This window comes from Allofournierella massiliensis (genome assembly GCF_004345265.1).
In the GTDB taxonomy this organism is placed as follows: Bacteria; Bacillota; Clostridia; order Oscillospirales; family Ruminococcaceae; genus Allofournierella; species Allofournierella massiliensis.
This window is the reverse complement of sequence record NZ_SLUM01000008.1, coordinates 1-26,430: the sequence shown is the minus strand read 5'-3', so window position 1 is coordinate 26,430 and position 26,430 is coordinate 1. Positions and strand designations below refer to the sequence as shown.

General features: G+C 55.0%; 21 protein-coding genes and 1 tRNA gene. 6 read left to right on the top strand and 16 right to left on the bottom strand.

Annotation, left to right across the window (positions count from 1 at the left end; genetic code table 11):
• Nucleotides 1-8: 8 nt before the first annotated feature.
• The 8 genes from garR to EDD77_RS05860 form a co-directional block, all read right to left on the bottom strand.
• Nucleotides 9-890 (bottom strand): 2-hydroxy-3-oxopropionate reductase, encoded by an 882-nt coding sequence (gene garR / locus EDD77_RS05895; RefSeq protein WP_058963928.1) that lies wholly within the window; start codon nt 888-890, stop codon nt 9-11.
• Nucleotides 891-943: 53 nt separating this feature from the next.
• Nucleotides 944-1,366, bottom strand: a complete 423-nt coding sequence (locus tag EDD77_RS05890; protein ID WP_058963927.1) for a PPC domain-containing DNA-binding protein — start codon at nt 1,364-1,366, stop codon at nt 944-946.
• A gap of 21 nt (nt 1,367-1,387) precedes the next feature.
• The gene (locus EDD77_RS05885; RefSeq protein WP_058963926.1) at nt 1,388-2,308 is read right to left on the bottom strand and encodes a dihydrodipicolinate synthase family protein; all 921 of its coding nucleotides are present in this window, start codon (nt 2,306-2,308) and stop codon (nt 1,388-1,390) included.
• Nucleotides 2,309-2,561: 253 nt separating this feature from the next.
• Nucleotides 2,562-4,457: a sigma 54-interacting transcriptional regulator gene (locus EDD77_RS05880; RefSeq protein ID WP_132587340.1), complete on the bottom strand. Its 1,896-nt coding sequence runs from the start codon at nt 4,455-4,457 to the stop codon at nt 2,562-2,564.
• A 162-nt stretch (nt 4,458-4,619) separates the two neighbouring features.
• Nucleotides 4,620-5,951, bottom strand: coding sequence for an enolase C-terminal domain-like protein (locus EDD77_RS05875; RefSeq protein ID WP_058963924.1), 1,332 nt, complete (start codon nt 5,949-5,951; stop codon nt 4,620-4,622).
• Nucleotides 5,952-6,144: 193 nt separating this feature from the next.
• Entirely contained in the window at nt 6,145-6,978 is an 834-nt protein-coding gene (locus EDD77_RS05870; protein WP_058963923.1) for an MBL fold metallo-hydrolase, read from the bottom strand.
• Between the two features lie 93 nt (nt 6,979-7,071).
• Nucleotides 7,072-8,373, bottom strand: coding sequence for an SLC13 family permease (locus tag EDD77_RS05865; RefSeq protein WP_058963922.1), 1,302 nt, complete (start codon nt 8,371-8,373; stop codon nt 7,072-7,074).
• 213 nt (nt 8,374-8,586) lie between these two features.
• A complete protein-coding gene (locus EDD77_RS05860; protein WP_058963921.1) occupies nt 8,587-8,832 on the bottom strand; it encodes a hypothetical protein in 246 nt (81 codons plus the stop codon).
• Between the two features lie 80 nt (nt 8,833-8,912).
• Here EDD77_RS05860 and EDD77_RS05855 point away from each other — a divergent pair, with 80 nt between their 5' ends.
• Together EDD77_RS05855 and EDD77_RS05850 are read left to right on the top strand one after the other, a co-directional pair.
• Nucleotides 8,913-9,212, top strand: coding sequence for a helix-turn-helix domain-containing protein (locus tag EDD77_RS05855; protein WP_058963920.1), 300 nt, complete (start codon nt 8,913-8,915; stop codon nt 9,210-9,212).
• Between the two features lie 327 nt (nt 9,213-9,539).
• A complete protein-coding gene (locus EDD77_RS05850; RefSeq protein ID WP_058963919.1) occupies nt 9,540-9,848 on the top strand; it encodes a MobC family plasmid mobilization relaxosome protein in 309 nt (102 codons plus the stop codon).
• A 52-nt stretch (nt 9,849-9,900) separates the two neighbouring features.
• Here EDD77_RS05850 and EDD77_RS05845 read toward each other — a convergent pair whose 3' ends face one another.
• The 4 genes from EDD77_RS05845 to EDD77_RS05830 form a co-directional block, all read right to left on the bottom strand.
• Entirely contained in the window at nt 9,901-12,345 is a 2,445-nt protein-coding gene (locus EDD77_RS05845) for a glycoside hydrolase family 3 protein (RefSeq protein WP_058963918.1), read from the bottom strand.
• Nucleotides 12,346-12,424: 79 nt separating this feature from the next.
• The gene (locus EDD77_RS05840; protein WP_058963917.1) at nt 12,425-13,270 is read right to left on the bottom strand and encodes a carbohydrate ABC transporter permease; all 846 of its coding nucleotides are present in this window, start codon (nt 13,268-13,270) and stop codon (nt 12,425-12,427) included.
• On the bottom strand, nt 13,267-14,217 hold the full coding sequence (locus EDD77_RS05835) for a carbohydrate ABC transporter permease (protein WP_058963916.1): 951 nt from the start codon (nt 14,215-14,217) through the stop codon (nt 13,267-13,269). Before EDD77_RS05835 ends, EDD77_RS05840 begins: the two co-directional genes overlap by 4 nt.
• 88 nt (nt 14,218-14,305) lie before the next feature.
• Complete coding sequence (locus EDD77_RS05830; protein WP_058963915.1) at nt 14,306-15,694, bottom strand: ABC transporter substrate-binding protein; 1,389 nt, start codon at nt 15,692-15,694, stop codon at nt 14,306-14,308.
• A gap of 315 nt (nt 15,695-16,009) precedes the next feature.
• Between EDD77_RS05830 and EDD77_RS05825 the strand changes: the two genes are divergently transcribed.
• Nucleotides 16,010-16,756, top strand: a complete 747-nt coding sequence (locus EDD77_RS05825) for an AraC family transcriptional regulator (RefSeq protein ID WP_058963914.1) — start codon at nt 16,010-16,012, stop codon at nt 16,754-16,756.
• Nucleotides 16,757-16,821: 65 nt separating this feature from the next.
• Here EDD77_RS05825 and EDD77_RS05820 read toward each other — a convergent pair whose 3' ends face one another.
• The 3 genes from EDD77_RS05820 to EDD77_RS05810 all read right to left on the bottom strand — a co-directional run bounded on the left by EDD77_RS05820 (nt 16,822) and on the right by EDD77_RS05810 (nt 22,899).
• Entirely contained in the window at nt 16,822-19,233 is a 2,412-nt protein-coding gene (locus EDD77_RS05820; RefSeq protein ID WP_058963913.1) for a GH36-type glycosyl hydrolase domain-containing protein, read from the bottom strand.
• A 21-nt stretch (nt 19,234-19,254) separates the two neighbouring features.
• Complete coding sequence (locus tag EDD77_RS05815) at nt 19,255-21,957, bottom strand: GH36-type glycosyl hydrolase domain-containing protein (protein ID WP_082669567.1); 2,703 nt, start codon at nt 21,955-21,957, stop codon at nt 19,255-19,257.
• Nucleotides 21,958-22,311: 354 nt separating this feature from the next.
• A complete protein-coding gene (locus EDD77_RS05810; protein WP_058963911.1) occupies nt 22,312-22,899 on the bottom strand; it encodes a helix-turn-helix domain-containing protein in 588 nt (195 codons plus the stop codon).
• Between the two features lie 80 nt (nt 22,900-22,979).
• Between EDD77_RS05810 and EDD77_RS05805 the strand changes: the two genes are divergently transcribed.
• Nucleotides 22,980-23,324: a hypothetical protein gene (locus EDD77_RS05805; protein ID WP_132587339.1), complete on the top strand. Its 345-nt coding sequence runs from the start codon at nt 22,980-22,982 to the stop codon at nt 23,322-23,324.
• A gap of 230 nt (nt 23,325-23,554) precedes the next feature.
• Nucleotides 23,555-24,484, top strand: coding sequence for a hypothetical protein (locus EDD77_RS05800; RefSeq protein WP_132587338.1), 930 nt, complete (start codon nt 23,555-23,557; stop codon nt 24,482-24,484).
• 83 nt (nt 24,485-24,567) lie between these two features.
• On the opposite strand, the gene EDD77_RS05795 is transcribed toward EDD77_RS05800, so the two are convergent.
• Nucleotides 24,568-24,653, bottom strand: a tRNA-Tyr gene (locus EDD77_RS05795).
• Nucleotides 24,654-24,901: 248 nt separating this feature from the next.
• Here EDD77_RS05795 and EDD77_RS05790 point away from each other — a divergent pair.
• Nucleotides 24,902-26,272: a citrate/2-methylcitrate synthase gene (locus EDD77_RS05790; RefSeq protein WP_058963908.1), complete on the top strand. Its 1,371-nt coding sequence runs from the start codon at nt 24,902-24,904 to the stop codon at nt 26,270-26,272.
• The last annotated feature ends 158 nt before the right edge of the window (nt 26,273-26,430 follow it).

The following is a 26,430-nucleotide window of genomic DNA, read 5'->3' as shown; positions in this document are numbered from 1 at the left end:
GGATGGGATCAGCGGCCGATCTGAATGCCGGTCAGCTTCTCATAATACTTGGCAATGGCGCTGTGATCGTTCTGGCCGCAGCCGTTGTTGTGCAGCCACTGCATCACTTCCTGCACAGCGGCAGTCATGGGCAGCGGAGAGCCAACGGTGTGGGCGCAGTCCAGCGCGTTGTTCAGGTCCTTGATGTGCAGGTCGATCTTGAAGCCGGGCTTGTCGTTGCCGGCGATCATCATGGGAGCCTTGGCTTCCATGACGGTGCTGCCGGCCAGACCGCCGCGTATGGCCTGGAACACCAGCTCGGGATCCACGCCGGCCTTCTGGGCCAGGGTCAGAGCCTCGGCCAGAGCCTGAATGTTGCAGGCAACAATGATCTGGTTGGCCAGCTTGGTGGTGTTGCCGGCGCCCACGTCGCCGCAGCGCACAACGGAAGCACCCATGGCGCCCAGCAGATCCTTGAACTTGTCGAACACTTCCTGCTTGCCGCCCACCATGAAGGACAGGGTGCCGTCGATGGCCTTGGGCTCACCGCCGGAAACGGGAGCGTCCAGCATATCGATGCCCTTGGCCTCCAGCACGGCGGCAATCTCCTTGCTGGCAACCGGGTTGATGGAGCTCATGTCGATGAAGGTGGAACCGGCCTTCATGTGGGCAGCCACACCGTCGTCGCCCAGCATGACTTCCTTCACCTGGGGGGAGTTGGGCAGCATGGTCAGCACAACGTCGCAGCTCTCACCGATCTCAGCCTGGGTGGCGTAGCTGGCGCCGGCGGCGACCACCTCGTCAATGCTGGCCTGGTTGCGGTCGTTCACAACCAGCTCGTAGCCGGCCTTCAAAAGATTCTTTGCCATGGGCTTGCCCATGATGCCCAGTCCGATCAAACCAATTTTCATGATAAATTACCTCGTTTCTTTTGTATAGTGTTTCTCTGAATGTTCAGGGGAAATCATAAGAATTTGAACAGGTTCAGCCCGATCTCATCGCTTATCTGGCGTTCCACGGTGCCGTCCACCACGTCCAGCACCATCTCGCAGGTGCCGCCCACCACTGCGCGGCTCATGTGGCCGCCCAGCGCCCGGTTGTCCAGCCCGGCGGCGCTCAGATGCAGGTGGGCATAGTGCTTACCCTCCCTGGTGGTCACGGTGCCCCACAGGCTGGTGATCTCGGTCAGCTCGTGGTAAGTGTGGCTGTCGTATTGTTTGGTATCGGGGTTGAACAGGCCCACGGTGAACTCGCTCAGCGCACCCAGCGCCTTCACCTCAGCCAGAGTGATCTTCTCGGCTTCGCACAGCTTTTTCAGCTGCTCCAGAATCTCCTCGCCCCGGTCGATGCGCACAAAAACCTTGTTTTGAAAGCGGCGGTATTCCATCGGTCCTCGCTCCTTTCCAAATTACAGCAGGTCCATGTCCTCCAGCACCTTGCGCAGCTTCGCCTTCTGGTCTGCATTCAGCTCCTGAATGGGATCCAGGCACTTGCCCACCGGCAGGCCCTGCATCACCAGCGCCTCCTTGATGGTCTGGGGGAAGGTGCCCATGTTGGTGGCGATGCGCAGGGGGGCCAGCTTGTACTGGGCCTCCAGCGCGCCCGCCAGATCGCCATCCTCCCACTTGTCGTAGATGTCGGCGGTGATGCGGGGCGCCACGTTGGCGCAGCTGGCAATGGCGCCGGTGGCGCCGTACATCAGAGCGGCGAAGATCAGGGTGTCGCGGCCCATGAGCACGTTGAAGTGATCCCGCTGGTCACGGGTCAGGCGCAGGTACTCCTCGCTGTTGGTCATGTCGCCGGTGGAATCCTTCACCGCCACGATGTTGGCGCAGTCCCGGGCCAGCTGGGCCACCGTTTCAGGGGCAATGGTCACGTTGGTCTTGGGCTTGTTGTTGTAGAGGATCACCGGCATGTCGGTGCTGTCGGCAATGGTCTTGTAGTAGGTGTACAGCTCATCCTGGGTCTGGCTGATGAACATGGGGGTGAGCACGCTCACCGCGTCGTAACCGCCCACCTGCTCCACCAGGTGGATCAGATGGATCACACCACGGGTGGTAATGTGGTTGCAGCCGGCGAACAGCTGGATCGGCCGGCCCTTGCGGGTGGTCATGCCGGCCACCGCATCCTTCACGGTGGTCAGGATCTTTACGAACTCCTCGTCGTTCACTGCATAAAATTCACCGGTGGTTCCCATGGGGAACAGCCCGTGCACGCCGTTTTCCACCAGCCGCTTGCTCATCATGGCCAGGGTTTCGTAATCCACCGATCCGTCCTCACGGAAAGGGGTGATAATGGGGGGTGTGATCCCATAGGGCACAAAAGCCACGGTCTATCATCCTTTCTTTCACACATGGGCGTCGCCTGTGCGCCGCCTTCGTTCTCGACACTTCCCATTATAAAAAAACGCCCCGGCAAAACAATTGACGGATAAGCCAAAGCCCCGGGGTGCATTTCATTGCAATTTGCCAGTCTTTCAAAAGCGTGCGAAAAGCGTTTCATTTTTCTTTCATGCTGAAACAGAAACCTGCATTTTCCCAGCAAAAAGCACCGCACTCCGTGAATGGAATGCGGTGCTTTTTTCAGATCTCAATGCCCAGCTTTTTGATCTTGCGCCACAGGGTGGTGGTGCTGATGCCCAGCTCCTGCGCGGTGACGGCCCGGTTTCCGTCGTTGCGCTCCAGCGCCTCCAGAATCCGCTGGCCTTCCCGGCTCTGCCGGGGTGCGGCGGGCTGGCCTGCCTCGCGGGCCAGCGGGGGGAACATCTCATCGTACAGGCTGCGGATGGCGGTTTCGTCGATGCTGCGGTGGCGGGCGGTGAGCACCAGCCGCTCCAGAAAGGCGTTGATCTGGATGATGTTGCCCGGCCAGTCCAGGCTTTTCAGCAGCTCCATGCCGCCGTTTGTGATCACATGATAGCGGCGCAGGTTCTCGCACAGCCGCTGGAAGGTGGCCTGCAGCATGTCCTCCAGATCCTCCGGCCGCTTTTTCAGCGGAGGCAGATCGATGCGCAGCCCCGCCAGCAGATAGTACAGATCCATCCGGAACGCGCCCTCGCAGGCCAGCGCGTACAGATCGCCCTCGGAGGTAACGATGATGCGGGTATTCACGTGCACCGGCCGCTCCAGATTGCGCTGGATTACCCGGTGGTAACGCACCGCCTGATAGATGTTGGACTGCACGGTATGGGAGAGCTTGTCCACCTCCTGCAGCAGCAGGGTGCCGTTCTCCGCCATGCCCAATACGCCCAGATCCACCTCGCCGTCCTTGTTCTTGTAGCCGGTGCCGAACAGGGCGGTCATCTGATCCTCCGGCTCCAGACTGGCGCAGTTCAGCTGCACGAAGGGGCCGGTGCGGTTGGTGCTGTTGTTGTGGATGCACTGGGCCAGCAGGCTCACCTCCAGCCCCTGGGGCCCCGCCAGCAGAATGGGCGCGTTGGACTGGCTGAACAGCCGGGCCTGATCCACCGCCTTTGCCATGGCGGCCGAGCGGTGGTGCACATTGTCGAAGGTGCGCTGGGTCAGGTTGCCCTGCAGCAGTTCGCCGTCCTCGGCGCGGGGGTCCAGCTGGATGGAACGGTGCACCTTGTGGCAGGAAAGGATTGCCCCGTCCACCTGGCCGTCCTCCAGCCGGATGGGGGCCAGAATGGCCACCATGGCCTGATACCGGATGTGCAGAAAGGTGGAGTAGCTGTTGCCGCCGGCCAGCACGTTGTCGATCACGTCCTTCTCCAGGCCGGGGATCACCTCCTGCAGCGGGCGGCCGACAAGGGCATCCCGGCTGCATTCCAGCGCTTCCAGCATGATGTCGTTGCTCTTGGTCACCCGGCCGGTGCGGTTCACCTGAATGTAGCCGTTGGTGGTGTTGTTCAAAAGCGCGTCGATCTGGGCGTTGGCCCGCTGGTTCATCTCGTTGGCCATGAGGGCGGTCTCGGCGTTCTGGATGGCATCGTTGAAGGAATCGTCGCTGAAATCCAGAAACAGGCTGGCGCAGCCCGCCTGCCGGGCCATGTCCATGGTCAGATCACCGCCGATGATCACGTCCGGCTTGCTGGCCAGCGCCTTGCGGTTCATCTCCTCGTATTCCTCTTCGGTGCGGTAAGCAAAAATCTGCAGATCCACCCCGAACAGCATACTGCAGCAGCTGGTGTCACACAGCATGTCGCACACGGCCACCAGCGCCACCCGGGGCCGGGGCTCCACCGTGAGCCGCTTCGCCTTGCACAGCAACAGGCCGATGCCCTGCGCCGTGAGCTTTACGCTCACCACCGGCACGTTCAGATTTTCCCGGATGCGCAGCGCCTGCAGGCCACGGCAGATCAGGATTCCCGCCCCGTTCTGAATGGAGGTGCGGGCCTCCTCCACCGCGTTCTCGGTCTCGATCTGGCGGATCTCGGCAATGGAGTAATGCCCCTTGGCCAGCTCTCTGGCCTGAAGGACCAGATCGTCCTTGGGCAGAAGAATCGCAATGTGGCTCATAACAGCCCCTTTCCGGCAGCGGCGCTGCCCGCGTGATACACCTGCAATCAATTTGCAAGGATTCTGAAATCAATTATACCAGCTTTCGCCCCGCCGCACCAGCGGCAGGCGGAAAAGGGCGGGCCTTGCCGGCCCGCCCTGAAAAAACATCGCTTTTGCGGCTCAGCGCACCATGCAGGGGCGCTTGGGATCGAACTTCCAGCCGGGGATCAGGTACTGCATGCCCTTGGCGTCGTCGCGGGCGCCCAGGCAGTTGTCCACATACAGCTGGTGTGCCTTCATCACCTGCTCCCGATCCACCTCGATGCCGAGGCCCGGCTTTTTGGGCAGGTCGATGCAGCCGTCCACGATCTGCATCGGCTCCTTGGTCAGCCGCTCCAGGCCCTCCTGCCAGATCCAGTGGGTGTCGATGCCGTTCATCTTACCGGGAATGGCGGCGGCGCACTGCACCACCATGGCCAGACTGATGTCGAAATGGTTGTTGGAATGGCAACCCCACATCAGGCCGAAGTCATTGCACAGCTGACCCACGCGAACCGAGCCGTTCATGGTCCAGAAATGGGGATCGGCCAGAGGAATGTCCACGCTCTGCAGCGCGATGCAGTGGCACATCTGCCGCCAGTCGGTGTTGATCATGTTGGTGGCGGTGGGCATCATGGTAGCCTTGCGGAACTCGGCCATCACCTCGCGGCCGGAGAAGCCGTTCTCGGCGCCGCAGGGATCCTCGCAGTAAGCCAGCACCTTCTTCAGCTCGGGGGCGATTTCCAGCGCCTCGGCTAGGCTCCAGCAGCCGTTGGGGTCCAGATCCACACGGGCGTTGGGGAAGGCCTCCTTGATGGCCTGCACCGCCTTCAGCTCCTCCCTGGGTTCCAGCACGCCGCCCTTCAGCTTGAAGTCCTCAAAGCCGTATTTGTCGTGGGTGGCCTTGGCCAGAGCCACAATGGCTTCGGGGGTCATGGCCTCCTCGTGGCGCAGGCGGTACCATTCGCAGTCGGAATCCGGCTCCGAAGCGTAGGGCAGATCGGTCTTTTTGCGGTCGCCCACATAGAACAGGTAGCTCAGGAAACGCACCCGCTCCCGCTGCACACCGTCGCCCATCAGCGCGGCGGCGGGCACATCCAGATACTTGCCCAGCAGGTCCAGCAGCGGGGCCTCAATGGCGGTGACCACATGCACGCCGGTGCGCAGATCGAAGGTCTGCTGGCCGCGCACATCGTCCTTGATGTTGGCATCCAGCCAGGCGCGCACCTTGTTCAGGGTGGCCTTGTAATCGCCGATGGCGGTGCCGACCACCAGATCCTTCACGCTTTCCAGCGCGCTGGTGATCTTCTGGCCGCCGGGCACCTCGCCCACACCTTCGGTGCCGGTGGAGTCGGTGAGGATGACGATGTTGCGGGTGAAGTAGGGGGCATGCGCGCCGGAGAGGTTCAGCTCCATGCAGTCCCGCCCGGCAACGGGGTACACTTCCATCTTGGTGATCACGGGTGTTTTCATAATTGATGCTCCTTTGCATTGTTCGGAATCGGGCGGGCCGCAAACAGCCGCCCGGCGCTCGGTCTTTCGTCTGGTATAAGCATACCAGCGGCGGGCGGCGGCGGCAATCTGCAATGCCGCCTAAAATCCCGCGGGCACATTGTGCGCTTCGCACGGGATTTCATTCACCCGTTGCAATCTTTTCATCTGTATTTCAAATTGTTTCATCACCCGTGCCAAGGCCCTTCGGATACATGGCCCGCACCGCCGCGGCCCGGCCCCGCATGGTCTCGCCCCACTGGGCCCGGTCGATCCATACCCGGTAGTCGGTCCGATCCGCGGGGATATTGGGCTTCACATTGCCCTGGTTCAGGTGGCTGGGCAGGCAGATGTCCACCTTCCAGCGGTCGGCCAGCTCCAGGCAGTCCTCCACAAAAACACGGGGCAGCTGCCGGGGCAGATCGTATCGCTCCAGATATTCCGGCGCCATCATGGCAACGCCCAGTCCGCCGTGCATGGCGCAGCGGAAGGTCTCGCCGGTGGTCTCGTCGGTGTCGTCAAACCAGAAAGAGGTGGCCCCGGGGGTGTGCCCGGGGGTCAGGCGGGTGTGCACCGAAAAGCGGCCCAGGTCAATGGTGGCACAGTCATCATAGAAGTGGTCTGCCCGGTAATCCACCATGGGCAACGGGTCGGTGCGCTCCTTCCACAGCTGGTGCTGTTCCTCGTCAATGGCCGAAATCCACACCTCTGCCCCGGACAGTTCCTGCAGATAGCGCGCGCCGTTCACATGGTCCCAGTGCCAGTGGCTGAGCAGGATCTTCCGGATCCTGCGCGGGTCGTAGCCCAGCTGCCAGATCCGATCCAGCATCAGATAAAAGGAGGCCCGGTAACCGGTGTCGATGAGCATCAGCTCCTCGCCGCAGTCCAGCAGATAGGCGCACACGTCGTCCTGACCGCCCACCTGCCACACATGGGGTGCCGCCCGGTAGGCGGGCACCGCGTATTTCCAGGGATGCTCCACCGGCGCGTAAAACAGCTTTTTTTCCATTGTCAGCGGCTCCTTTCCTTGTTCCACAAAAAACGGCCCCGGCAGAATGCCGGAGCCGCATACAGAATCCATTGCACAGCGCACGCCGCACACTCAGCGGAAGATGCCCAGCGCCCAGCCGAATACCAGCCAGAGGATGTTCATCACCCACAGGGGCTTGAAGCTGAACTTCACATAATCCGCAAGTTCGGTCTTGTCGCCCAGGTCGCAGGCCAGATACAGCTGAGGCTGCGCCACAGGCGAGATCATGGCGCCCATGTTCATCAGCAGAGCCATCACAACCACCTCGTTGGCCACACCGTACTGGGTGCTCAGAGCAGCCACGATGGGCACGATGGAGAACTGCCAGATATCGTTGGTAAAGATGAGCATCAGCGGGAAGCTGAACACCGCAATGATCAGGTACATCCAGGGGCCCATGGCAGTGGGGATCAGGCCGATCAGGAAGTCGACCATGGCGTCCATCATGGGGCTCTCGCTCAGCACGCCGACCACCACGCCGGACAGGAAGATGGCACAGGCGGTGGAGTACATCTGCTTGCCGTAGCTCTTCATCAGCTCGCCCTGGAGCTTCTGGTCAGGGTAGTTCACCGCCATGGCGATCACCAGGCCCACCGCAAAGATGAAGTAATCCGGGCAGGGTACCACAGTCAGGCCCACGATCAGGGCAACGGTGAGCAGCAGGTTGAACCAGAACAGCTTGGGGCGGGCCAGCTCGCTGTATTCCATGTGCACTTCGCTGGTGCTTTCGCCGTCCACCACACCGGCGCCCTTCTTCATCTGCCATTTGGCCATCAGAACGGCGGCCACAATGCACATGGCAATGTAGATGAGCATCAGGGGCAGCATCTTGGAGAAGATGTAGTTGTTGGGCGAATCGATGCCCTCCAGCAGGGTGGCTGCACGCAGGTTGCGGGCGTTCCAGGGCAGCACGAACAGTGCGCACATGGTGGCCGAGCACAGGAACAGCAGTACCTTGGGGTCAATCTTCAGCTTTTTGTAGAGGGGCAGCATCATGGGCACGGTAACCAGATAGGTGCTGGTCACGCTGCCGTCGATCTCGGTGATCAGGGAGACCAGCACTGTGATCACACAAACGGTAACCACGCTGAGCTTGGTCTTTTTCAGCAGGATCTCCACCAGCCGGTTAAACAGGCCCGCATCGTTCATCAGGGCGAAATAGGGCAGCGAGAAGAAGATAATAAACATCAGCTCCATCGTTTTGCCCAAGCCGGTCTCCACATAGCTGCAAACCTCGGCTACGCTGGAACCAACCAGAAACGCGCCCACGATGGGGATCACCGTAAAGGCGAAAATCGGGCTGACAGTCTTTTTCAGCAGGAGTACTGTGATGAGGATCATCATCACAAATCCCACTATGGCGGGATAACTCATCTGTAATTCCTCCGGTTCATTGATTTCTCTTTTGCGTGCTGAAACAGCTTCGAGCAACCGTGGCCACAGTTGTCTTTCTCACAGTGCCATCATACCAGCCTGTCGCCGCCTTAACAATCGACAAAAATCACCAAACCGGCCCCGGCCCCTTGTACCATTCTGCCGAGATTTCGTTTTGCGTTCCATTTGTCTTGCAGGAATTTCAGAATTCTTTCAGTTCCCGTGTTTCTTTCTCTTTTGCATCCCCGCCAAAATCCGTATTTTTTTCTTTTGCCCGGGCTCTGATTTTTGCAGAGCCGTGAATTTTGCAAAAGAAAAATCCCGGATGTTTTCACATCCGGGATTTTTGGTGGGAGCGGGTGGATTCGAACGGCCGGAGACCTCCCGTTTCTTCTTTCCCCCGCTTCCTGCCCTGGTTTTTTCCTTAAATTCTGCGGATTCTGTTTTCCATAATACCATTGATTTCGCCCCGTTTCAATGAAGTGTGGTCCAAAAAACGGGGTCCGAAATCGCTGCACAAAACTGAAAGGAGCTTATCCATGCCTGTTTTTCGTGTTCCGAAACGGAACAACTACACCGTTATGAGCAATGTCCATCTGCGGGATCCCAATCTTTCACTGAAAGCCAAAGGACTGCTCTCCTATATGCTCTCCAATCCAGATGACTGGGACTACAGCATTCGTGGTCTTGCCAGCCAAAACCGGGATGGTCTGGACAGCGTCCGCACCGGGCTGAAGGAACTGGAAGCTCACCATTACTTAAAGCGCGAAAAGGTGCGCGATGCACAGGGCCATATCATCGACTACGATTATCAGATCTTTGAACAGCCCTTTTCCTGATTCGATCCCTGGCCCGAAATCGGCTTTTCCATGATCGGATTTTCCAAATACGGAGATTCCGATGCAACCAAGTATAGAAGAGAGTAAATATAGAAAGAACCAAATATGGAACCTACTATCTGAAAAGAGGAAAGCACCTTCTTTTCATTTTAAAATTCCAGGCTCGAAAGCTCGGCGCTTCTTCCCGCAGCCCATTGCGCTGCCTTCTTCGGCACACCGCTCTATTCAGCCGGTAAACTTCCAGCAAGCACGGCATTTGTCCACACAAACGCCACTTGTCAGGGGAAAACCCCTGATACCCCATTCCATCTGAAAGGATTCTGCATCATGCGAAACAGACCCATCCGCTTTGAAACATTTCTCTCGAAAGAAGAGGCACAGCACCTGGAGCACCTGCAAACCGTGAGCGGCCTATCCAAGAGTGCCATTGTACGCCAGTTGATTTCCGGCTGTTCCATCAAACCACGCCCCGCGGAAAGCTACCGGGAACTTTCCAGAGAGCTGTCCGTCATCGGGAACAATCTGAACCAGATCACCCGTCTGGCCAATGCAACCGGTCGACTGGATGATCCGCAAATTCAGCAGGTTTCCGCGATCATGCAGCAGGTTTGGACTGTGGTGCATAATACTCTATAACCCCTCTTATCTGCTATGAGCATTCACTATATTCTGCTGCATTGATTCCCATTTATCTTCCCTGACTCAACCGCTGGGACAGCTCAATCAAACGGCCTGCACAAGCACGCACCTCTTCCTCTTTCAGGACGCCTTCCCTCAAAGCTTTCCGGATATCTGCATCATCCTGCGGATTTCCTGGCATGATCACATCATTCCCTGCTGCCGCACACTGCCAGGGAATACTGCCATCTGCGGGAACGGTGGTGTTCCAATCAGACATAATCAGTCCGTCGAATCCCCACTCCTTACGAGCTACCACCGTACACAGATCTCTGCTGTTCGCCGCCTGCACACCATTGATACGATTATACGAAGTCATGATTGCTGCCGGAGCTGCCGCCTTGACTACAATTTCAAATCCTCGCAGATAAATCTCTCGCAACGCTCGTTCCGAAACACGCACATCCACGCCCATTCGGTGATCCTCCTGGTTGTTGCACGCAAAATGCTTGATGGTCACCCCTCGGCTGCCGTCATGCTGCACGCCGCGGGTCACCGCCGCCGCAATCATGCCGGACAGCAGCGGGTCCTCCGCATAATATTCAAAATTACGTCCGCAGAGTGGATTCCGGTGAATATTCAGTCCCGGGGCCAACCACAGATCGATATGGAATTCCTCCATTTCCGCGGCAATCGCCCGCCCGAATTCATCCATAAGTTCAAGATCCCAGCTTTGAGCCAGCGCCGTGCCCACCGGAAATGCCGTACAGAATTGATAGTAGGTGTCCGCATTGTCATGATGCTTCGGCTCATCCAGGAATCCGTTGTCCAAGGACCCCAATACTCCGGTGGGAATCACCTCACCCGTATCCCGATCAACCTGATAGCTCTGGCGCAGCCGGAGACCGGCAGGGCCATCCGCCATAATCAGCGACCGAACCCCACGGGATGTCTCCAGCGCCTCGGACGTCTCGCCCGCAGAACCAGGCACGCGGATTCCCGCGGAACCCAAGGTACTGGCGCCTTTTGTGATATTGCCGTAAAGCAGAGGGATCAACTCCTCCACCGGGCCGTCTGCCAGCGGGACTATTGCGGCCTGCGCCTTCTCCTCCGGTTCAGGGTTGAACCGAACGCACGGCAGTTTCATCTGTGTGGCCAGCGCCGCCTTCTCCATTGCAGGCGCAGCACATTTCAGTTCTTCAAAGGGATGCTGCACCGGGCAGATCGGATGTGTGCGCTCCAGCACCTTTTCTGTCTCCACCTTCAGGTGGGCGCAGGGCTTACAGTTCACACTGCTATTGCCTGCAAAAAGAGTATACACGCCTTGTTCCAGGATCCACGCCTGCTTTTCCTGAGAAAAGGCAGCCAGCTGCTTCGCATTCACCGCAATCGTTACACACTGAGTCTCCCCCGGTCCAAGTTGCTGCGTCTTTGCAAAGCCCACCAAACGCCGGTATTCCTTTGCGCCCCCGTTTTGCGGGCAAGCTGCATAAACCTGAACCACTTCACGCCCCGCATAAAGTTTGCCGGTATTGCTCACCTTAACTGCCACCCGAACAGCATGCGCATCAGCCTCCAGCCCTTCAAACTCTACTGAAAACTCGGTGTAGGACAGTCCGTACCCAAACGGGAATAAGGGCTGTATATCAAAACTATCAAAGTAGCGATAGCCCACATAGATTCCCTCTGTGTAAATTTCTTTCTCCAAATCGCCATTGCACGCCCCGAATGTATCTGCACTGGGGTAATCCGTATAACGACGTGCCCAGGTGGCAGTAAGTTTCCCCTCCGGGACCACTTTCCCAAGCAGAACATCTGCAACGGCAGCTCCTCCCTGCTGACCCAGCTGAGAAATCTGCAGAATCGCCGCCAGATGGTGCATCTGCTCCATCAGGTCGGTCAGCTCCACCGGACCTCCCGCATTGATCAGCAGGATCACCGGAAGTTCTGCCGCATCTAACCTGCGAAGGTCTTCCCGCTCCTGTTCGCTCAGCCGATAATCGCCTTCCTGTGCGGTTCGATCCTTTCCTTCTCCCGAAATGCGACTGATCACATACACCGCAGCAGCGGCCCCCCGCCAGTCTTCCGGTTCAATGTCTCGCCCCTGCGGAAGCACAAAAGGGTTGTCTGCATAGGCATCGAATGGATTTTCCACCTTTTTTGCATCTTCCAGAATTTTGTCTCTCCACTGAAAGCGCGCCGTCATATACCGTTTCTCATAGTCTTCTATCCATGATTCACTGGTCAGAGGCACTCCAACCGCCTTAAGGCCCTCATAAATCGAGATATTCTCCCGATTGTTCACATCTCCGGAGCCGATTCCGCCCTTTACCGTATGCCCTGCACCGTTTCCGAACAGCGCAATTGGCGCCGTTGCCGCCAGTGGCAAGATCCCATTATTTTTCAGCAGTACGATCCCAGATGCTGCTGCTTTTCTCGCCAGTGCGGCGTGACAAATTTCTCGCGCAGCAGGAGCCGCATCCCGGCTGCCGCTAAAATTATGCGTTATTACCATAAAACAAACTTCCTCTCAAATATGAATACACAAAAGGCCGCCATAGTGTTGTATACTATGACGGTCTTTTTGCCGGGGATTATTCTTTCACGCCGCCCAGCGTGATGCCGGCGATAATGTATTTGGACAGCAGCAGATAAACCACAATGATCGGAACGATCGCCACCATAATCATCATATAAATCTTGCCCATGTCAAAATTCATATAGTCAGCGCCGCGCAATGTGGCAATCAGGATGGGAACGGTCATCTTGTCCTTCGACTGAATAATCAGGGCAGGAACAAAGTAGTTATTCCAGGAGCCCACAAAGGTAAAGATAGCCTGCACCGCTACCGCAGGTTTCATAATCGGCAGCACAATGCGGTTGAAGGTCATAAATTCGCCGGAACCATCGATCCGCGCCGCTTCCACCAACGAAAGCGGCAGTGAGGATTCCAGGTAGCTGTACATAAAATAGAACACAGCCGGAGACGCCACCGAAGGCAGGATGAGCGGCAGCAGCGAATCATACAGCCCAATGTTTGTCATCAAGCGCAAGAAGCCCATGGCTGTGACCTGTGTGGGCATTACCAGAATCGCCATAATAAATGTAAACGCAACTTTTTTCAGCTTAAACTGATAGGCATACAGTCCATAAGCAGTAAGCGCCGAAAAATAAGTACACAATGCCGCCGTACAGGTGGAGACGATCAGGCTGTTCAGGATTCCCCGGAACATGGGGAAGCTCCCGTCATTCGCCACACTTTTCAAATTTTCCAGAAAATAGTTGCCGGGCAGCCAGCTGAACCCTTTCTGCAAATCTGCATGAGAGCGAGTGGCGTTGACGATTAAGATGTAAAAGAAGAACAGGCACAGAAAGGACAGCACGATCAAAATAAAGTAAGCGAGGATCGTTTCGCCCAAATTACCTTTTTTATGTTTCATGCTTTGCTGCCTCCTTTTGCTTTCTTGGCGGCCCGCGCCGTGCCTGTTTTATCCTTGCCGTTCGTCATGCGATAGACAAAGAAGCACAGAACGCCGCTGACGATAAACAGATAGACCGAAAGCGCACCAGCCATACCATAGTTACGGCTCTTCAAATGGCTGTTCAGGAACATGATCAGTGTCATGGAGGTGCGGTTCGGATTGCCCTGACCATTAGTAAGAATCTGCGGCACATCGAACATCTGCAATCCACCGATGATGGAGGTAATCAGTGTGTACGCCAGAATCGGGCGGATCAGCGGCAAGGTGATATAGAAAAAGCGCTTTACACTGCCGCAGCCATCCAACTCGCAAGCCTCAAAAATGTCCGGGCTGATGCTCATTATGGCAGCCATCAGCATAATGGTCGTGTTGCCAAACCACATGAGGAAGTTCATCAAGCCGATCAGCGAACGGGTACCGAACGCAGTGCCCATAAAATCGATCGGTTCAGAAACCATTCCCATAGACAGCAAAATCGAATTGATGGGGCCATTGGTGGAAAACAGCGCAAAGAAAAGCATGGCAAATGCCGACGCCATAATCAGATTCGGCAGATAAATAATAATTTTAAACACCTGCATTCCGCGAATCTTAATGCGGATATCTGTAAACCAGTTCGCCAGCAACAACGCAATGACAATCTGAGGCACAAAACCAATGAGCCACAGAATCAGGGTATTTCCGGCATAGCCTATCATATCGGATTGAAGCAGTGCAGTATAATTCTCCAGCCCAACAAACGTGGGGCCTACCTCTTTGATGCCGGAACGATAATACTCATAAAAGCTGTAGCGAACTGTATCCACCAGCGGAATTAACGAGAAGATGAAAAACGCAGCAAAGAACGGAAGGATAAACAAATAGCCCCATTTGGCATAGCTGAGATGATTATTTTTCTTTTTCATAGTTCACCGTTCCTTTTTTGGAAAAGGCTGCCGCACGGCATCGTCCGGTGCGGCAGCTATTTTCATTCGGGGTCATCCGCGGCGGATATTACTCCGCCCACTGGATCTCGGTGACGTCAGGATAGCGCTCCCGGATCGCAGTCTCAAAGTTTGCTTTTGCCTGGTCGTAGTCCACATTATCCTGGAAGTAATCGCTGAACGCATTCTGGATCAGCTCAACGCAGCCCTGATCGTAGGAAGAGAGCGGCGCGATCTTGATGTTCTCCGCCACAGGAGCGAAGTACTCATAGGGGTTCTGGCCACCCAGGAACTCAGAAGCAAAGGATGCATCCGTGGCAGCCTCCTGCATGCCGCTGACCGTGTTGGTGAAGTCCATGTAATCGCGGGAGATCTTGAGCAGGTTATCCTTATCGGCAGTCAGAGCCAAAATGATGTCCTTTACATGCTCCGGGTTGTCAGTGCCGGTGGCTGCGTGGATGTAGGAACCGCCCCAGTTGTATTCCTGCGGGGGATTGGTCACGCCCCACATTCCGCTTTCGCCATCCCAGTTGGGATTCAGAGTAAAGTCAATACCCCATGCAGGCAGCAGGAAAGCAAACACCTTGGAGGAGGAGCTCATGGACTTATTCCAGTCATCATTCCACTGCCCTTTAACCGTCTTATCGAAATATCCCGCATCCAGCCATTCCTTGGAATCATTGATCCAGTTCATGATCTGCGGATCTACCTTAACCACAGTCTCACCGGCAGCCACCCAGGGAGCGGAGATGCTGTTGCCATACAGTCGGAAGGTATCCGCATAGGAGGCAAACGTAAAGTAACCCTTCGCCTTCAGTTCTTCTGCAGTTCCCTTCAAAGTATCCCAGTCCTTAACCTTTTCGCCTACTGCTACGGGATCATCAGTACCGAAAACATCCTTGGCAATATCACGGCGATACACCAGCAGGCCCGGGCAGCACTGCCAGGTGGAACCGCGCTGTACGCCATTCTGGTCCGAAGCAGTGGTCTTGGTAAACTCATACTGGTCAGCCAAATCAGTTGCAGGATCAATGCCCAGATCCTCCAGAGGCATAGCTACATCTGCATCCGCATCGGTGTATTTGAACACATAATCGGTTTCAGAAAGGAAAATATCCACCTTATCATCGTTTGCAGCCGATGCCTGATTCAGCAGTGCCTCGTCCAGCTTCTGCTGATATACGCCATCCTGATTGGGATTGATGATCCAGTGGATCTCCGTTCCATCCTTGAGCTTGGTAACAGTACCATCAGAAGAAGTGCTTTCTACTTCCGGGTAGATGGCCTCCAAACGGGTACGGAATTCATCGTTCCAGCTATAGATATTGATGACCGCACCTTCCGCCGAAGTACCGTCGCTTACAGTACTGCCGGATGCACCTGCTCCGGCGCCGCAACCGGTCAGCACACTGGCACCAACCACAGTTGCTGCCAGCAGAGAAACTACTCTTTTGTTCATGCTAAAAACCTCCTATTTTTTTGATACCCCTGCGTGGAGTACCGAATCCGTTATCGTACTATTATTATACCGTCCTGCTCTTATCCAATATATTATAATCAAACAAATAATATCAAATTCATGACTAGATTTTGTCCATTATGCATTTTCAAATCTTATCTCCCACTTTTCTTCCTCTGCTTCAGCCACTCTGATTTCATTGCTACCACTCTAGTTTCATAGTATAATAAAATAAAATATTCTGTATTAACTTCCGACCTAGTTTTCTGCACCGGACAGATTTAACCATCCTCCCAGCACAAAAAGGGGGCAATTATGAGCTATCAGAAGGAGTGGCTTCTTTTGGAAGCCACTGACGAGATCGATGAAATGGAACACCGAAACCCCAGTGAGGAATATCAGTTTTATCATGCCGTTGCCAGCGGCAATGTAGATTATGTGCGCCGCAACTGCGAATCGGGCCGTTTCAGCCAGGAGGAAGGGGTAGGGCAGCTGTCTCGCGATCCCGTACTCAACCTGAAATATCACCTTGTCATAACCACCGCTATGATCACCCGGCTTTGTGTTCAAAGCGGCATGGAGCTGGAGCAGGCTTTTCGACTCAGCGATTTCTATATTCAAAAGCTGGACGATCTTCACTCCGTGAATGCGGTTTGTCAGCTGCACGATGATATGGTGATGGATTTCACCAAAAAGATGCGTAAGCATCTGCGCAACGACACCAATTCCAAGCATATCAACGCGGGCAAAGAATACATTTACGCTCACATCAAAGAGCGCATCACCATTGAAGACCTGGCCGACGAACTGGGGGTTTCTCCCAGCTATCTTTCCCGCCTTTTTAAAAAAGAAACCGGAACTTCCGTCAGCGGATATATTCGCCAACAGAAAATCAACATGGCCAAAAATCTGCTGCGCTTCAGCGACAGCTCCATGATCGACATTGCCAACCAGCTGGCGTTTTCCTCCCAAAGCCATTTTATCCAGCAATTCCGCGAAGTTACCGGAATGACTCCCAAAAAATATCGGGATGTAAGCCGCTTGAACCCCTGGGAGGATTAACACTTTTGATAACTGCAAAAATCCCGCCGGGCTGACCGCCCGGCGGGATTTTTTATCCTATCCGCTTAAAGAACCAGCAGGATCTCATTCTCTGCAGTCAGCAGCTTCTCCGGAATGTAATTGGAATCAAGCTCCTGCCCGTTGACACGCAAAGCGGCAAAGCCGGATTCTTTCCCATTCGGATTTTCCACACGGATATGCAGCTTCCGACCGCGGAAGTCCTTCTCCATTGTAAACGACTTCCACTGCTTCGGCACCGCAGGTGCCAGGCGCAGGCCATTCAGATCCGGCCGAAGGCCCAGAATTCCTTCCACACAGCCAACCATCACCGTGGAAGCGGTACCCGTCAGCCAATGCACTTGCGAACGTCCGAAATGCTTGCTGGCAGGCCCTTCCGTAAACTGACCATAGCAATAAGGCTCCAAGCGACGGATCTCTGCCCGGTCATTTTGCGCCGCCGGCGCATTTTCCGTGAAATAACGGAACGCACGTTCTCCGTGCCCGAGCAGAGCCTCCGCCAAGATCAGCCAGCCCTGCGACTGCGAGAAGATGCCCGCGTTCTCTTTTGTTCCAGGGTTATAAATGACCGCCAACGCACCATCAAAAGCATGTGCATGATAAGGCGGATCCATCAGAACCGCTCCGTATGGAGTATTCAGTCGATCGAACACCTTACGCATTGCTTCATCCGCCTGTTCCTCACTAGCCAGCCCACTGATTACCGCCCAGCTCTGGGGGTTCAGCCACAGGTTCGCCTCCGGGTCCTGAGCAGCACCGATGCGTTCACCTTCTTCTGTAAAGCCACGAATGAAGCGGTCACCATCCCAGCACAGCGCCTGAATTTTTTTGCCCGCTTCCTCCAGTTCATTTTCCAGCCAACGGCAATCCTCTTGCTGACCACGATCCTCCGCAAAGTATTTCAGGATGCGCAGTGCGTAGTAAAACTGCAGCGCCACAAAGGTGGATTCACCGTTTGCTCCCAATCGCAAGCAATCGTTCCAGTCCGCATACAATCCGGCCGGCAGACCGTGAGGCCCCAGATGAGCCAGGGAAAACTGAACCGCACGCTTCAGATGCTCGTACACGGTGCCTTCATCTCGATTTGCAAAAGGGATCACCTGATCCAGAAATTCCTTGTCGCCAGTTTCCGCCACATACTTGTATACCGTGGGGAACAGCCACAGCGCGTCGTCCGCACGATAGGCAGGATGCCCGGTCTCTGCCACATACGAAGCATCGTCCGGGGTATCTTCATGTCCAGGATTATGGGTAAACTTCACCAGCGGCAGCCCGCCGCCGTTATCCACCTGGGCAGACAGCATGAAGCGGATCTTCTCGCGTGCCATCTCCGGTTCCAGATGAATAATCCCCTGAATATCCTGCACAGTGTCTCGATATCCGTAACCATTGCGCAGGCCGCAGTAAATGAAGGAAGCCGCGCGAGACCACACAAATGTAATAAAGCAGTTATAGGCATTCCATGTGTTGATCATCGTGTTGAAGGCCGGGTCCGGTGTATCGACCCGAAGATGGTCCAGGCGACCATACCATTCCTCCTTCAGCTCTTTCAGCTCTTTCTCGCAGCGATCCGCGGCATTCCGGTAACCCTGCAGCAGCTCTGCCGCCTTTGCGGAGGGCTTCATCCCCAGCAGGAAGGCGACCGTGCGGCTTTCGCCAGGCTCCAGTTCCACAACGCAGGAAAGCGCCCCACAGGAATTTTCATTGTAGCTGAGCACATTTCCAAGGTCTCCGGATGCAACCCCCTTCGGGTTTCCATATGTGTGATAACGCCCAAGGAACGCATCCTTATCTCCACAGTAGGAAGCAACCTGAGCGCCCGCCAAGCCAAAAAAGCGTTCGGTAACGGTCTTTCCGTCCACCATCTCATCGGCCGCCTGTGCATCCAGATTGCCATGAATCTGCTGCATGATCCGATCGGTGTCAAACAAGGTCCGGCTGATAAACAGCGAGTACTGCAGGTTAACCTGATCCTGTTCATAATTGCTGTGGTTGGTGAACTCCGCATAGCCGGTCAGCGTCAGCTCCCGCCGTTCCGCCGAGCGATTGGTCACCGTCAGCTCCCACACCTCATGCGCGCTGTCCTTCGGCACATAGTACACCGCCTCTGACTGAATCCCGCTGTATTCGGCCAGCATCCGGGTGTAGCCCATGCCATGGCGGCACTCGCAGCGGTATTCCTTCAGGTCTTTGCCCACAGGCTGCCACGAAGCAGACCAGAAATCCCCGCTGGCATTATCTCGCAGATAGAGATAACGGCCCGGCTGATCAAACTGGTTGAACACATACCGCAGGATCCGCCCGTTTGCGCCGGATTTTGCAAAGCTGTAGCCACCCGCATTATTGGAAACGATCGCACCGTATTCCGGAGATCCAAGGTAGTTTACCCAGGGCGCAGGCGTATCCGGCCGCTGCACTACATATTCCCGCTGCAAATCATCAAAATATCCATACTTCATCTGAAATCCCATCCTTCGTTTTTAAACAAGTTTCACATCGATCACGCCGCCTGCTGCTCCAAGCCGTTCGAACTGTTCCCGGGGCACCACGATCCTTCCCTGCATATCCTGCGTCAACATCTGTTCGCCGCAGCACGCCGAAGCGATCCCATACTCGCCGTATTCCTTGCCCTCCGCATTGTGATAACGAATCGTCAAGGGGCATCCTGCGAACTGCAGGCTCACCTGCGCTGTACCGTTCTGGTCAAACTGCTCGGCGGTCAGTCTCGGCTCCAGAAGCAGATTGCCCTCCTGGCCTCTTACGCCAAACACCTGGGTGATCATCGTCAGCATGAACCAGCTGGCCGCACCGGTCAGATAGTTGTACATTCCCCGGCCATCTGCAGAAAAATATTCGGGAATGCCCGGGTAAATCCGGCTGCTTTCAAAGTGAAGTGCTGCATCCGCCAGAGCTTTGAGAACCTTCCAGCCCTCTTTCGCAAAACCGCGGCGATAAAGCGCATTCGCATACATAACTGCCATATGCGAAAAAACAGCCCCGTTCTCCTTCTCGCCATACGCAAATCCAAACATACGCCCCAAATTGAATTTCAACTCGTTAAAATCTGTGTTCAGCCGGTATCCGCCGATCTCAGGACGATAGAGGTAATGATCTGCACTCCGGGTGATCTGCTTGATCTGCTCGTCGTCTGCAACCTTTCCCATGATCGCAAACACCTGACCAGTGAACATCATGCGGACCCCCGAAGGGAAGATCCCCTCCACAGCCTGTCCGTCGTTATCATAGTAGCTGTTAAACCAGCCCTCTTCTCCATGATCGATCCATTCCTGCCGGCGTAAATGCTCCGTCAGCCAATCTGCACGCTGCTGCAGATCTTCCGCCAGATCGGATAGCTTGACCCGCATTCTCTGTCCGCTCACTGTGAAACGGCAGCGATCCAGATAATCTTTCAGCCGCTCCTGCTTGCTCTGAATATCGTCATAATCCTGCTTCTCTCCGCCCAGCAGGATCGCCAGCTCCTCCAGCAATTCAATCTCACGCCCAGGGCATGCTTTATCCATTGTCTGAATCATTTCCGCCAGCTCGCGCAGATTCCCCGCATACGCACAGGTAAACGCAACGCTCTCGCCCCGTTCCGCCGCCATATCCAGTGCGTCGTTCCAGTCCGCACCGCGCAAACGGTACAGATTATGCTCGCCCACATCATAAAACGCGGTCAGTTGCTCCACCAGCAGATGCTCCAGAATTGTCCCTTGGTAGATCTCGCCCGCTGCTGTACGTTGCCAATTGCCCTCATCCGGGGTCCATGTATCATCGATTCCATTCCCGCGCATTGCCTGAGGGTCCTTGAAATAGGGGGCCACACGTTCCAGTATCCCGCTGTCGCCGGTTTGGTCAATATACAACTTTGTGGTCATCTGAGGCCACAGCGCATGGTCCATCCATACTCGGGCAATACCGTTGCGGTCTGCAATAAAATTACCATCGCCCGCACCGATGATCGTAGCATTCGTACCATCCACACGAACACCACCGTAATTGGCTTCGATCATCTGCCCTACCTGACCGGGTTCCATCAGCAAAAGTGACAAACAGTCCTGCCACAGGTCGCGCCAGCCCCGGCCGCCGCGGCCATAATCGTGATGCGGCAAAAACGAACAGCCAAATAGCCGCCGCAGATAGGGCTGGAAACAGATCCACTTCATCAGCCGGTCTCTGTCAGCATTATTGGTAGAAAAGGCCACATTAACCTTTTGCTTCCAGTAGCGCTTCGTCTGCTCAAGCACTTGATCGATTTTTGCAACGGAATTATACCGGGTGAAAATCGCATCAACATCTGCACTACTATCTTCTACCCCAAGAAGCAGCACAAACCGGCAGCTTTCCCCAGGAGCCAGCTCGATTGCAGGGAAGCGGAAAGCGCCCATCGCCTCGCGTCCTGCACGGGAAGTGCCCGCGGGAACGCCCAGATAGGCCTCGCATACAGCACGGGGACGGGTAAAAGTTCCACCTTCTCCGATGAATTCCTCAACCGTGGGATAGAACGCTTCCGGCTTCTGACCATTCTCCTGATATCCCAACACATAATAGACCTTATGATTCGGTCTGTGGCCCCGTTCATCAAACGACATCGTCGGGCAAACCAGAACACCATGCTCTGTTGTGTGGATTCGATGAAGCATCGACGTCACATTCCTGTGGTCCCGAAGATTGTCCGCACTGCGCCCATACAATGGGATCGCAGCATACGGAACATACCGGCGAGTCTTCTCCGTATAGTTCTTTACCGTCACCGACAGGATCTCCACATTATCCTGTACCGGCACAAAGCTGGTCATCTTTGCATGAACGCCTATACTACATACCGTACGCTCCAGCGTATGCCACATCAGACCTGCCGTCAGTCGGCTGCTATCCTGATTCGGCGTAAACCGAGTTGCCTGCTGCATTGCTGAAGCTCCTGTCAGAGAAACCGCAACACCGTCGGAATCAACCATCCAAAAATTCCGTGTGGAACGGTTATTATGCAGATTTTCGACGCTAACCGGTTCCAGTAAAAAAGTTTCCTGGCACAGCTTTGCATCACCGCCCAAATCTGGCGACACACAACTTTTCAGACCGGTCTCCGATGCCAACGGAAAATATAGCTGACTGATTTCCTCCGGGCACTCCATTACAAAGCTGGCATCTTCATCAATAAAACATGGACGTTGCAAAGCCATTCCTCCTTGTTTGTTTATTGTTTTTAGTTTGGCTGCTGCGACAATACCGGTCTTTCTTCTTTAACCTTTTTCATCGCACCTTATGTGCATATCATCATAACCAAATTTTTAAACAGAATAAACAACAAAAAGGTCAAAAATGTCAAATCCGTGACATTCAGAAGGTTACTTTTTGAAACAACGCATCACTTTAATTTTCGCTAAAATAAAAATCCGAACTGATTTCTGTAAAGAAACAGTTCGGATTTTTCCTAGAAAGCAGCATACACAACTCTGATCATCCCATGCTATTATCCACATATAGCGAACTATAGCTAGTAGCTGTGCCAGCTAAAATATATTAACTTTATATGTTCATCTCATCGAATCACTATTTCTCCACAACCGACCCGTTGTTCCTCTCCACTTCTTCACCGGCTCCACGCGGCCACAGTCATCGCAGGAATAGGGCCACTGGAGCTTCCATTCAAAATACTCGTCCCGCGTAATGATCTTATCCCGCAATTCCTGCTGACGGATCGCCCACTCCCTGAGCGCATCATTCACAATGATATGATTGAACCACAGCATGGTGGGTTCTCGGGGCATCCAGTCATCATTATCTGTGTATTCAATCTCATATCCCATCACGGAATTATATTTTTTGTCATTCCGCTTGGCCGTTGCCAGCGTTAAGATCGACGGCGACTCCACGTCTGCCCAGAAAAGCATTTCAATCATCACCGTCGAACTGCCTTCGTTCTCTGAATCCAGGGCATACACGCAAACATCCAGCACCTCTGCCATCCGCAGAATCAGATCCCGCTTGGGAACCCGATAACCTGTCTCATATTGCGCAATTCGCGTCTGAGGATCGCCTTTTAGTCCCAGGGCAATACCCAATTCTTTTTGTGTCATTCCGCGAAAAGAGCGAATCCTGCGTATTTTTTCTCCAATGTTCACGTCTTATCCCCCTTCTCTCGTTGTCTCTCTTCTATTCTATTGCATATTGCCCCATTCCGCAACAGAAAATTAACATTCAAGTGAATCTCTCCCTATTGACATTATCTTTTTCGTTAATTATGCTCTACATTTTAATTAACTTTTTTGATAATGAAAGGAAATTCAATCATGCGTACGCAGAAAACTTTTGCCGAATTGCGGTGCCGGATGATCCGGGAGAACATCAACCAGAGGAACTGGCTGAAATTGCCGGTATTGCGGATGCCACCATGACAGATCGAATGGCCGGGCGCAGCTTCTTCCGTGTGAATGAAATCAATCGAATGGCCGCTCGCCTGAGCATTCAGGAATCGGACTACTACCGGTACTTCTTTGCCCAGGAGAACTATCCCAGCCGCACTCCTGGCCGTGCCTGTTCCAAATGAGGAGTACTGCAATGCAAACGAAAAAAGTAGAGGTCCGGTGGGAACCGTGCCGAAAGCGCTGGCGGGTAAACGCACAGCGGAATGGGGAACGAAAAACCTTCTACAGTACCGTTCCCGGCTTGCGAGGAAAAAAGGAAGCCGAACGGAAAGCTGACAGCTGAAAACGAAGCGCCGGCCTTTCCTATGAAAATTGTGATCCCCTGGTAGCGGAATTGTGGGACAGTTTCCTTTTGTACCTGCAGGAAGAAAAACGTGTTGGCACCAGTACACTGGAGCAAACCCGAAAGTTCGGCAGAAACTATATCCTTCCTGTCTGCGGGAACCTGAAAATTTCTCGTCTGAACGAAGGACATCTGCAGCGGGTCCTGAATCTCTCCGCACAAAAAGGATGTTTACAGCCACATCCCACACGCCCGCCCAAGGGTCCACTCAGTCTGAAAACGCTCCGAGGACTTCGCAATACCGAGCAGCAGTTCGTCAAGTGGTGCCGTATCAACGACTTTACCGATCTGGTTCTGGAAGGTCTGGAGGTACGTACCTGCGCTGAGAAGCAGGAAAAGGAAATTCTTCAACCGGAAGAGCTTCAAACCCTTTTTCGTGTGGATACACGTCTTGTGCGTGGTGAGAGTGTTTTTGATGACCAGATTTATGCCTATCGGTCTGCAGTGGTCACCGGGCTGCGCCCCGGCGAACTGATGGGCCTTCATATCGGCGATATCGACGGCGATAAGCTTCATATTCAGCGGGCCATCAATCGCTACGGAGAAAAGACAAAGGGCAAAAATCAGAATGCGCGCCGCACCTTTGGTCTCAATACATTCGCCCGAATCCTCATCGATCAGCAACTGTCCCTGCTCCATTCCCTGGGCATGCCCACAACGCCTGACAGCCCTCTATTTCCCGCTTTGAATCAACAGGGCCGCTATCATCAATGGAAGTCCTACGCACGTTCAAACGGCATTACAGCCATCAGCTGCTATGAAATGCGCCACACCTTCATTCCCCTGGCGCAAAACCTTCGTGAGGGTGATCTGCGCCGATTGTGCGGTCAATCCGCCAGCATGGACACGCGCGGCGTATACGCGCACAAACTCACCGATGACGACTCCCGTATTGCAAATGAAGTTGATCAGATTCTGGGGCGCTATCTGACGCCATGAAGGATTCCACCGGAAGTGTGGTCCAAAACGTGGTCCAGAAAGCAAAAAGCCTTGCAAAATCGAGATTCTGCAAGGCTTTTTGTTGGTGGGAGCGGGTGGATTCGAACCACCGAAGCAAAAATGCAACAGATTTACAGTCTGCCCCCATTGGCCGCTCGGGAACACTCCCACATATCAGTTATTCAGTTTTGCCTCATCGCTGAGTGCTTGATTATTATACCAAGCGTTTTCAGAAAAATCAACCCCTTTTTGAAAAAAATTTTATCTTTTTTTCGAGCCCCTTCCCGCAGCTTTCCCCTTCCCTCAGCTTTCCGCTTCGGTCTATTCACCACGCTACTTTTATGCTATACTAGATAAATAGGGTTTTGCCCCCGCCCCGGCGGCGGCCCCCATCCCACGCAAAGGAGGCATACCACAATGGCCGAAATTTCCGAATACTCCCGGGTTACCCCCGCCATCGAACGGCTGGCACAGGTCTGCCTGGCCAACAGCCAGATCAACCGGGACGACTACCTCCGCTACAACGTCAAGCGCGGCCTGCGCGATCTGGACGGTACCGGCGTGCTGGCCGGGCTCACCGAGATCAGCGAGATCATCAGCAGCAAAACGGTGAATGGCGAACAGCAGCCCTGCCCGGGCGAGCTGTATTACCGGGGCTACTCCATCCAGGAGCTGACCGACGGCTTCCTTTCCGACGGCCGCTTCGGCTTTGAGGAGACTGCCTATCTGCTCATGTTCGGCCAGCTGCCGGACGCCGCCCAGCTGGAGCAGTTCAACCGCCAGCTGGCCTTTTACCGCAGCCTGCCCACCAACTTTGTGCGGGATGTGATTCTGAAGGCCCCCAGCCCGGACATGATGAACACCCTGGCCCGCTGTGTGCTCACCATGGCCAGCTACGACGAGCGGCCGGACGACATCAGCCTGCCCAACGTGATCCGACAGTGCATCGACATGATCGCCATCTTCCCGCTGATCGCGGTCTACGGCTACCAGGCCTATAATTACTATTTAAATGGCAAGAGCCTTTACATCCATACCCCCCGACCCGAGCTTTCCACCGCGGAGAACATTCTCACCCTTCTCCGGCCGGACGGCCAGTACACCCCGCTGGAGGCCCGGATTCTGGATCTGTGCCTGGTGCTGCACGCCGAACACGGTGGCGGCAACAACTCCACCTTCACCACCCATGTGGTCACCAGCTCCGGCACCGATACCTACAGCTGCATGGCAGCGGCGCTGGCCAGCCTAAAGGGCCCCCGCCACGGCGGTGCAAACATCAAGGTGGTGCGCATGTTCGAGGACATGGAGGCAAGCCTCACCGACTGGGAGGACGAGGATGCCATCAAGGACTATCTGGCCGGTCTGCTGGCAGGCGAGCGGTTCGACAAAAGCGGCCTGATCTACGGCATGGGGCACGCGGTCTATTCGGTCAGCGATCCCCGCGCCCAGATTCTGCGCAGCTTTGTGGAGCGGCTGAGCGACGAAAAGGGCCTGCACAGGGAATATGCGCTGTATGCGGCCGTGGAGCGGCTGGCGCCGCAGGTCATTGCGGAGAAGCGCCGCATCTACAAGGGCGTTTCCGCCAACGTGGACTTTTACAGCGGCTTTGTGTACCGGATGCTGGGCCTGCCCACCGAGCTGTTCACCCCGCTGTTTGCCATGGGCCGTGTGGCGGGCTGGAGCGCCCACCGCATGGAGGAGCTGATCAACATGGGCAAGATCATCCGCCCGGCCTACATGGCGGTGCAGCCCCGCCGGGAATACATTCCGCTGGAAAACCGCCGTTAAAGACGGCCATCCGCCTGATGAGCGGTTTTACGTTTGCGCATGAAAAAAGCCTGCCTCGGCAAATGAACTGCTACCCGTCAAGAGGACAGTGAAAAAATATAAAGTTTTCCCGGCCAGCAGCCAGTAGGTTGCTGGCCACTTTTTATGCAGCGAAAAAC

Coding starts and splice junctions, on each gene's coding strand:
- EDD77_RS05790 (WP_058963908.1), top strand. CDS start 24,902: ATGGCCGAAATTTCCGAATACTCCCGGGTTACCCCCGCCATCGAACGG.
- EDD77_RS05880 (WP_132587340.1), bottom strand. CDS start 4,457: ATGAGCCACATTGCGATTCTTCTGCCCAAGGACGATCTGGTCCTTCAG.
- EDD77_RS05835 (WP_058963916.1), bottom strand. CDS start 14,217: ATGAAAAAGAAAAATAATCATCTCAGCTATGCCAAATGGGGCTATTTG.
- EDD77_RS05870 (WP_058963923.1), bottom strand. CDS start 6,978: ATGGAAAAAAAGCTGTTTTACGCGCCGGTGGAGCATCCCTGGAAATAC.
- EDD77_RS05820 (WP_058963913.1), bottom strand. CDS start 19,233: ATGAAGTATGGATATTTTGATGATTTGCAGCGGGAATATGTAGTGCAG.
- EDD77_RS05845 (WP_058963918.1), bottom strand. CDS start 12,345: ATGGTAATAACGCATAATTTTAGCGGCAGCCGGGATGCGGCTCCTGCT.
- EDD77_RS05890 (WP_058963927.1), bottom strand. CDS start 1,366: ATGGAATACCGCCGCTTTCAAAACAAGGTTTTTGTGCGCATCGACCGG.
- EDD77_RS05875 (WP_058963924.1), bottom strand. CDS start 5,951: ATGAAAACACCCGTGATCACCAAGATGGAAGTGTACCCCGTTGCCGGG.
- EDD77_RS05860 (WP_058963921.1), bottom strand. CDS start 8,832: ATGGTATTATGGAAAACAGAATCCGCAGAATTTAAGGAAAAAACCAGG.
- EDD77_RS05840 (WP_058963917.1), bottom strand. CDS start 13,270: ATGAAACATAAAAAAGGTAATTTGGGCGAAACGATCCTCGCTTACTTT.
- EDD77_RS05825 (WP_058963914.1), top strand. CDS start 16,010: ATGAGCTATCAGAAGGAGTGGCTTCTTTTGGAAGCCACTGACGAGATC.
- EDD77_RS05830 (WP_058963915.1), bottom strand. CDS start 15,694: ATGAACAAAAGAGTAGTTTCTCTGCTGGCAGCAACTGTGGTTGGTGCC.
- EDD77_RS05850 (WP_058963919.1), top strand. CDS start 9,540: ATGCGAAACAGACCCATCCGCTTTGAAACATTTCTCTCGAAAGAAGAG.
- garR (WP_058963928.1), bottom strand. CDS start 890: ATGAAAATTGGTTTGATCGGACTGGGCATCATGGGCAAGCCCATGGCA.
- EDD77_RS05865 (WP_058963922.1), bottom strand. CDS start 8,373: ATGAGTTATCCCGCCATAGTGGGATTTGTGATGATGATCCTCATCACA.
- EDD77_RS05815 (WP_082669567.1), bottom strand. CDS start 21,957: ATGGCTTTGCAACGTCCATGTTTTATTGATGAAGATGCCAGCTTTGTA.
- EDD77_RS05855 (WP_058963920.1), top strand. CDS start 8,913: ATGCCTGTTTTTCGTGTTCCGAAACGGAACAACTACACCGTTATGAGC.